This window comes from Staphylococcus sp. SA22, from assembly GCF_054165785.1.
Window position 1 is genome coordinate 1 of record NZ_JBSZQY010000030.1, and the last position, 6,814, is coordinate 6,814.

General features: G+C 34.6%; 6 protein-coding genes. 3 read left to right on the forward strand and 3 right to left on the reverse strand.

Translation table 11 applies throughout. From position 1 onward, the window contains the following. Positions 1–115 precede the first annotated feature (115 nt). Complete coding sequence (locus ACXQH5_RS13650; RefSeq protein ID WP_000067112.1) at positions 116–400, reverse strand: GNAT family N-acetyltransferase; 285 nt, start codon at positions 398–400, stop codon at positions 116–118. 225 nt (positions 401–625) lie between these two features. Between ACXQH5_RS13650 and mhqR the strand changes: the two genes are divergently transcribed. The 3 genes from mhqR to mhqD all read left to right on the forward strand — a co-directional run bounded on the left by mhqR (position 626) and on the right by mhqD (position 2,721). Beyond that, positions 626–1,060, forward strand: a complete 435-nt coding sequence (gene mhqR / locus ACXQH5_RS13655) for a MarR family transcriptional regulator MhqR (protein WP_000376242.1) — start codon at positions 626–628, stop codon at positions 1,058–1,060. Between the two features lie 77 nt (positions 1,061–1,137). After that, positions 1,138–2,106, forward strand: a complete 969-nt coding sequence (mhqE, locus tag ACXQH5_RS13660; protein WP_000183735.1) for a ring-cleaving dioxygenase MhqE — start codon at positions 1,138–1,140, stop codon at positions 2,104–2,106. A gap of 21 nt (positions 2,107–2,127) precedes the next feature. After that, complete coding sequence (gene mhqD, locus ACXQH5_RS13665) at positions 2,128–2,721, forward strand: methylhydroquinone degradation carboxylesterase MhqD (protein ID WP_000400031.1); 594 nt, start codon at positions 2,128–2,130, stop codon at positions 2,719–2,721. Between the two features lie 104 nt (positions 2,722–2,825). Here mhqD and ACXQH5_RS13670 read toward each other — a convergent pair whose 3' ends face one another. Next, the gene (locus tag ACXQH5_RS13670; protein WP_001823753.1) at positions 2,826–3,905 is read right to left on the reverse strand and encodes a YkvI family membrane protein; all 1,080 of its coding nucleotides are present in this window, start codon (positions 3,903–3,905) and stop codon (positions 2,826–2,828) included. 342 nt (positions 3,906–4,247) lie between these two features. Further along, positions 4,248–6,212: a fructose-1,6-bisphosphatase gene (locus ACXQH5_RS13675; protein WP_000192180.1), complete on the reverse strand. Its 1,965-nt coding sequence runs from the start codon at positions 6,210–6,212 to the stop codon at positions 4,248–4,250. Positions 6,213–6,814 lie beyond the last annotated feature (602 nt).

Consider the following 6,814-nt stretch of genomic DNA (forward strand, 5'->3'; position numbering starts at 1 on the left):
CGTAGAGATGCATTTTTTGTGACAATGGTAGAACCTTTTCTGAACCATACGCATAGCGTATGGTTTTCTTTTCATAAAAAAAACGATGGCACTGGCGCACCATCGCGAGATTTATTTAACCAAGATACACATCTTGATATGAATCTTCTTTTTCTAACATATGTTTGGCAAATGAACATGAGGCAATGATTTTTAAATGATTTTCGCGAGCATGTTCAACAACTGCTTTAACTAGTTTTTTGCCAACACCTTGACCACCGAGTTCATCAGATACGCCTGTATGATCAATGTTAATTTCATTATTATCCACAAAACGGTATGTGATTTCAGCTAAAGCATGATTTTCATCATCACCAATATAGAATTTGTTCTCGCCTTGTTTAATTTCAAGGTTACTCATACATATCAACTCCTATCATGATTGATTATAGTATTTCCCTATTCTATTTTAACTTAAACGAAGTCAAAGGTGCATGACAGTCATGTGACGACATTGCCACATCTATGTAGTCGTTTTTATTAAGCGCAATTTGAAATGAAGATGAAAACACGTATCTTGACATTAAATTCATTCAGCTATATAATTTATCTCGAAATCGAAATAGATTGAAAAGTTGGTGATGATATGGATCGAACGAAACAATCGCTCAATGTCTTTGTCGGAATGAATAGGGCGTTAGACACATTAGAGCAAATTACAAAAGAAGACGTAAAGCGATATGGCTTAAATATTACTGAATTTGCAGTGCTCGAGTTGCTTTATAATAAAGGTCCGCAACCAATTCAACGTATTAGAGACCGCGTATTAATTGCAAGTAGCAGCATTTCATATGTTGTAAGTCAATTAGAGGACAAAGGTTGGATTACACGTGAAAAGGATAAAGATGATAAACGTGTATATATGGCTTCTTTAACTGAAAAAGGTCAAAGTCAAATGGCAGATATTTTCCCTAAGCATGCTGAGACATTAACAAAAGCGTTTGATGTGTTAACAAAGGATGAATTAACAATCTTACAACAAGCGTTTAAGAAACTAAGTGCACAATCTACAGAAGTGTAAGGCGTGCACTAAAAATTTACATTAAAATATCTCTGTTTCGAGATAAATACACTAAAAATATAAAGAGGGTATATAAAATGACAAATAATCATGAATTACTAGGTATTCACCATGTCACAGCAATGACAGATGATGCAGAACGTAATTATAAATTTTTTACAGAAGTATTAGGCATGCGTTTAGTTAAAAAGACAGTCAATCAAGATGATATTTATACTTATCATACATTTTTTGCAGATGACGTAGGTTCGGCAGGTACAGACATGACGTTCTTTGATTTTCCAAATATTACAAAAGGGCAGGCAGGAACAAATTCCATTACAAGACCGTCTTTTAGAGTTCCTAACGATGACGCATTAATGTATTATGAACAGCGCTTTGATGAATTTGGTGTTAAACACGAAGGTATTCAAGAATTGTTTGGTAAAAAAGTGTTGCCATTTGAAGAAGTCGATGGCCAAGTGTATCAATTAATTTCAGATGAGTTAAATGAAGGGGTAGCACCTGGTGTACCTTGGAAGAATGGACCGGTTCCAGTAGATAAAGCGATTTATGGATTAGGACCCATTGAAATTAAAGTAAGTTATTTTGACGACTTTAAAAATATTTTAGAGACTGTTTACGGTATGACAACTATTGCGCATGAAGATAATGTCGCATTACTTGAAGTTGGCGAAGGAGGCAATGGTGGCCAGGTAATCTTAATAAAAGATGATAAAGGGCCAGCAGCACGTCAAGGTTATGGTGAGGTACATCATGTGTCATTTCGTGTGAAAGATCATGATGCAATAGAATCGTGGGCAACGAAATATAAAGAGGTAGGTATTAACAACTCAGGCATCGTTAATCGTTTCTATTTTGAAGCATTATATGCACGTGTGGGGCATATTTTAATAGAAATTTCAACAGATGGACCAGGATTTATGGAAGATGAACCTTATGAAACATTAGGCGAAGGGTTATCCTTACCACCATTTTTAGAAAATAAAAGAGAATATATAGAATCGGAAGTTAGACCTTTTAATACGAAGCGTCAACATGATTAATTGGAATGAGAGGGATTTGTGATGGAACATATTTTTAGAGAAGGACAAAATGGTGCGCCGACGCTAATATTATTGCATGGTACAGGTGGTGATGAGTTCGATTTATTACCATTAGGCGAAGCATTGAATGAAAATTATCACTTGTTAAGTATTAGAGGACAAGTTTCAGAAAATGGGATGAACCGTTATTTCAAACGTCTTGGTGAAGGTGTTTATGATGAAGAAGATTTGGCATTTCGGGGACAAGAATTGTTAACGTTCATTAAAGAAGCTGCTGAACGTTATGATTTTGATATTGAAAAGGCTGTGCTTGTTGGATTTTCAAATGGATCAAATATAGCGATTAACTTAATGTTGCGTTCAGAGGCACCATTTAAAAAAGCATTGTTATATGCACCGTTATATCCGATTGAAGTAACGTCAACAAAGAATTTATCAGATGTCAGTGTGTTGCTTTCCATGGGGAAACATGATCCAATTGTGCCATTAGCTGCAAGTGAACAAGTTATTAACTTATTTAAGACACGTGGGGCACAAGTCGAAGAAGTTTGGGTGAATGGTCATGAAATTACAGAAACTGGATTAACGGCTGGTCAACAAATACTTGGGAAATAACAGTTCTATTAAGAAGCGGACAGATGGAAAAGATTTTTACTTTTCATCTGCCCGCTTTTTTGATTTTGAAGTGTTGTACTAAATTTTACAATAGTATAGATATTTTAATCGATATGAGATTTGCCGGTAATACGCTTAATTAAACCTTTATAGAGTACAGGTATGAGTAAGATGAAACCGAACAATCCCATAATAGGGAATACTTTTCCAATTAATGAAATGAAACCGATAAATGTACTAATATAAGTGATGACAGCCATTGTAATAATAATGATGAAGTAACGTCTGCTAAATGGAACGCTGAAACGTGACGCAAATGCATACATTAATCCAACAACAGTATTGTAGATGACAAGTATCATAATGACAGACATAATAATACCGATTGACGGAGACATTTGTGTCGCTAATTTTAATGTAGGTAAATCGACGTGTTTAATTTTATCGAATTGAGAAATCAAACCTAGGTTAATCATCATGAGTAAAAATGTAATGATTAAACCGCCAATCAAGCCCCCGTATAACGTTGAGTCACGATACTTAACTTTACTACCCATCACCGATAAGAAGCTGAAGGCAGCAGCAATTTGCAAGCTTGCATAGTTAATCGCATCAAACCACCATCCAGGTGATAATGATTTCTGCTTATGAATCTGAGCATCATTATTAGCGGCAGTAAAATCAAGATGACTCGTTGTGAAATAGTACACCGCAATCATAATGACAATCGCAATTAAAAATGGGGTAACACCGCCAAGCACAGCAATTAAACGATCGAATTTTAGAAACAGTGTTGCTAAAATAAAGGCAACTAATATGAGTGCGCTCAGCCAATACGGTAAGTTGAAACTTTGATGAATGGTTGAAGCGCCACCTGCAGTCATAATAATAGCTAGAGACAACATAAACATTGTCAAAATAATATCAAAACCTCTTGCAATAGAGGGGTATAAGAAATAGTTAATTGAATCAGAATGATTTTTAGACTTTAGATGATGACCTGTATGCATGACAATCATTCCACCTAAAGTAATCAATAGTCCTGTCACAATAATGCCTGAAATGCTATATGCGCCATGACTTGTGAAAAACTGGAAAATTTCTTGACCAGTAGCAAAGCCGGCACCAACGACAACACCCACAAAGGCAAATGCCACAATAATGGACTCTTTTAAGATACGCATGATTTAAAAATGTCCCTTCGTAATTTTAAGTAATATAGAAAATGTAACATACATGTTAATGAAAAATATAGTACTAATATAGTATTTTGTTAAATTGGAGTAGAAGCAAGGACGTCGGTCATTTTATTAATTTATTAGTTAATTTTGCATTTTTTTACTGTAAAGTTGTTATAATACAGTTAACAGGAACTAGCATAGATACGCCAATCCCCTCACTACTCGCAATAGTGAGGGGATTTTTTCGGTGTAGCTAGGTCGCCTATTTACCATCGCATTTGCGTAGCCAATGCGTAAACACAGCACCACTAAATAAGTGCACGATACATGCACCAAATGTTGTCTTTAGTCTAAGTAACGATCATGCATCAACATTTTCAAAATATCTATTTGAGCTTGAAGCTCTTTACCTTTATTTGTATTGCGGATTTTTTTACGTTGTAATTCTTTATCAACAATACGTTTAATTGACAGTTCGTCGATACCTTCGGAAAGAATTTTTTCTTTTGCATTAAATTGTTGATGTGCAACGAGTTGCATTCCGAATGAATTATACAACAATGTATAGCCTGCAATGCCAGTTGTTGACTGATAAGCTTTTGAAAAGCCGCCATCAATGACAAGCATCTTTCCTTCAGCTTTGATAGGATCTTCGCCATTAATTTCTTTCACTGGTGTGTGACCATTAATAATGCGTCCTTCATCTGGGTTTAATCCGAAATCACTGAGCATTTTACGAACCATATTCACATCTTCACGAAGATGATAGTACGGATTCTTTTCTTCTTTATGAGAAGCTTTATCTGCAATAAAGTATCGTTCAAACGTAGTCATCGCACGTTTACCAAATAATGACGAATATTTCCCAGTCCATAAATACCAAACTAAATCCGTCGATAAATCATCAGTATTTTCTTTTTCATCAAATGATTTACGGACATGATACTCAAACACATCTAATAATTCTTGGCCGCTGTAAGTATGACCATCAATTTCAAATGATTCCATCTCACCATTTTCATCAACTGGAATACAACCATGAATGAGTAAATTGCCATTATATGGTAAGTAAAGAGAGCCTTTACGCATCAAGAAAGACATATGACGACGTAATTTTTCAGATTGTTGGAATGACAATAATAGTTTGTTCATGACTTCTTCTTCTTCAGGTAGTAATTCTGCTGGGTTATCACGGTTAACAGTTTGGAAGCATGTATCTTTTAATGGATATGTTTTTCCGTATACTGTTATTTCATTAGTATCATAATTAACTTTTTCAAGTACAAGTCGTTCGTCCATTTCAAAGTTTGGACGGCGCTTAATAACCGGTATTTCCAGTTTGAATTGAATCATCGCAATAGCTTGATGAATTTTAGTAATCTGACTTTCTTCGCGTTGTGTTAAACGTTCATGTTTGTCAGGTCTTTTTTTAGGTTTAAAAGCAGGATTATCTGCATCATAGTACTTTTCGGCTAATGTTAGCAAAGGTCTTAAATTAATACCGTATGCATCTTCAACGATATCTAGATTGTCATAACGTGCACAAATACGTAGTAAATTAGCTAAACATACTTTAGACCCTGCATAAGCACCAACCCATAGCACATCATGATTACCCCATTGAATATCCAGAGAATGATAATTAATCAGCGTGTCCATGATTTTATCTGGTTGCGGGCCACGATCATAAATATCACCGACAACGTGTAAATGATCGACGACTAAGCGTTGTACAGAATACGCAAGCCCTATAATTAAATCATCCGCTTGCTTAAGCTCAATCACTTGATTTACAAGTGTTTCGTAGTAAGATTTTTTATTTTTGAATTCGTTGTTCTTATATAATAACTCTTCTACGATGAAAACGTATTGCTCCGGCAAGGCACGTCGAAGTTTTGAACGCGTATATTTTGAAGAACAATATTTAATTAGCTGAATGAGATGTTCAATCGTCGTAATATACCAAACATTTAATTGTCCATAATTTTGAAAATCGCATTTAATAAGTTGCAATTTGTCTTCTGGATAGTAAACAAGGGCAGTCAAATCGTTAAGTTCTTTCGTTGATAACTTGTCTTTGAAAATATCATTGATTTTCGCTCGCACGTTCCCAGAACCGTTGCGTAATACGTGTTGGAAAGCTTCATATTCACCATGTAAATCGCTGACGAAATGCTCCGTACCTTTAGGTAATTCTAAAATAGATTCTAAATTAATAATTTCAGTCGCAAGCTTTTCTGGAGTATCGAAATGTTGAGATAATAAATCCAAATATTTCTTTTTTAATTCTCTTTCAGTAATTTGAGTCATTGTGTGTCACTCCTGTAGTATATTTCAATCATTGGTTTGTAAAATTAATACGCTTACAATGATTATCAAGAAAACGTTAACATTTTTCAATAAGTATGCTTGAATTGATAAAAATAGAGTAAACATATTGTGAATTTTAGTGTTGAGAATCTGTGGTTGTATCATTCATATTAGTAGCGTTGAAGTGTACCCGCATAAATATGAAATGATAAAGTTGTTGAAGCGACGTTGAAATATCATGATAGAGATATAAGCATCCCATACTGGAGAATAATTTATATTAAAGCAGAGTTGAAATAGCTTGGCAGAGATACGATTATCGTTTAAGTGAGCATATTTTGTACATTACAAGTGGGGGTATTTTGAAAGGTGGTGTAAACTCTAGTTAACAGTTAATTCTTATGAAAGGAATTGATAATTATGACTGTCGCTTTACTTAATATATGAGAATGTTTTCACCTAATAAATGAGAAAAGCAACGCACTATATTAAACAGGCTGGGATATAAATCCCTAAAAAACAGCAGTAAGATAATTTTCAATTAGAAAATATCTTACTGCTGTTCTCTATTTATACAATACTTCGTATTGAATGGCTTCGCT

What these genes read in the sequence shown, in the direction of transcription:
- mhqE (WP_000183735.1), top strand. Translation starts at nt 1,138, where the DNA reads ATGACAAATAATCATGAATTACTAGGTATTCACCATGTCACAGCAATG.
- ACXQH5_RS13670 (WP_001823753.1), bottom strand. Translation starts at nt 3,905, where the DNA reads ATGCGTATCTTAAAAGAGTCCATTATTGTGGCATTTGCCTTTGTGGGT.
- mhqR (WP_000376242.1), top strand. Translation starts at nt 626, where the DNA reads ATGGATCGAACGAAACAATCGCTCAATGTCTTTGTCGGAATGAATAGG.
- mhqD (WP_000400031.1), top strand. Translation starts at nt 2,128, where the DNA reads ATGGAACATATTTTTAGAGAAGGACAAAATGGTGCGCCGACGCTAATA.
- ACXQH5_RS13650 (WP_000067112.1), bottom strand. Translation starts at nt 400, where the DNA reads ATGAGTAACCTTGAAATTAAACAAGGCGAGAACAAATTCTATATTGGT.
- ACXQH5_RS13675 (WP_000192180.1), bottom strand. Translation starts at nt 6,212, where the DNA reads ATGACTCAAATTACTGAAAGAGAATTAAAAAAGAAATATTTGGATTTA.